1 protein-coding gene is annotated in these 1,211 nt (G+C 54.0%); it reads right to left on the bottom strand.

Annotated elements, in window-relative coordinates; genetic code table 11:
• Positions 1-37: 37 nt before the first annotated feature.
• The gene (locus K6T12_RS21435; protein ID WP_222225010.1) at positions 38-1,021 is read right to left on the bottom strand and encodes an IS110 family transposase; all 984 of its coding nucleotides are present in this window, start codon (positions 1,019-1,021) and stop codon (positions 38-40) included.
• Positions 1,022-1,211 lie beyond the last annotated feature (190 nt).

Raw genomic sequence — 1,211 nt, forward strand, 5'->3', positions numbered from 1 at the left:
GTAGATACCATCTCTCGATTCCGGCCACAACGGCCTTTTACGGCAGTTGTGGTTGGAATTCTTGCTGGTTTTTCACCACACCGAAACAGATGTGTACCAGCTTGCGCATGGCGGCGCCCAGCGCCTGCATGCGGTTCTTACCGGCAGCCAGCAACCGTTCGTACTGATCTTGAATAAGCGGGTTATGCTGCTTGGCCACCACCGCCGCCATATATAACTTCGCCCGTAACCGGCCTGGGCCTTCCTTGCTCAGCCGGGTATGGCCGACCCATTTGCCAGATTGCTGCAGTACCGGAATGACCCCAATATAGTTAGCAGTCTGCTTGGCCGATATAAAATCCTTGGCGGCCAACAGGTAGGTCAATTCGCGCGACATGACCGGCCCGATACCGACAATGGAGGACAGCAGTTCACGATTCTTTTTCAGCCCTGGATGCCGGTCGATGTGATCATCAATATCGTCCTGCAGCGCTTTGATTTCGGCATCCAGATTGCGGATCATCTCCTGCAGGGACTGCAGTACCCGCTCCGAGATGCTATTGAAGGTACTGGCCTCCAAGCGGTTGAGCTCACGTTGACGGTCTTTTTCCAGCGCATCGAGCCGTCGCATCAGGGCTTTCAGCTCCCGTACTTCGGGGGCTTCAGGCGACCACAGCTGCCGATTGCTTTTCTGTAAGCCATAGCGTGCCAGGGTGGTGGCATCCGACTTATCAGTCTTATGCACAATGCCTTCCGACTTCAGGTACGATTTGACCCACGCCGGGTTGGGCAGGAAGATATTGAAGCCCTGCTCATGCAAGTGGTAAATCAGCGCTTCATGGTAGATCCCGGTGGGTTCAACCGTGATCAGGATATCCTGAGGCTCAGCTCCGGTATTCTTCAGCAGCCAGCCACAGACATTTGCCAGCTCTGCCGGCCGGTTTTTAAATACTTTCGATTTCTTTTTATTGGTCGTCGGATCGCGCAACCAGCACAGGTCCAGTTTGTCCTTGCTGACATCAATTCCAATAAATACATGCATCTCTGCTACTACCCTTGTACATGCAGCGTCACCTGGTATTCATTTCAGGGCGCTCGGATACCATTCAGTTCGAAGAGAATAGGAGCCGGGGCCTCATCTACAGGGCAGTCTTTTCGACTTCGCAGCCCGCCTGGCTCACCGGCTCCTTGCGATGGGCGGTAGCTAATCACCCATCAACGAGAGATACAAG

It is taken from the genome of Marinobacterium arenosum (assembly GCF_019795155.1).
In the GTDB taxonomy this organism is placed as follows: Bacteria; Pseudomonadota; Gammaproteobacteria; order Pseudomonadales; family Balneatricaceae; genus Marinobacterium_C; species Marinobacterium_C arenosum.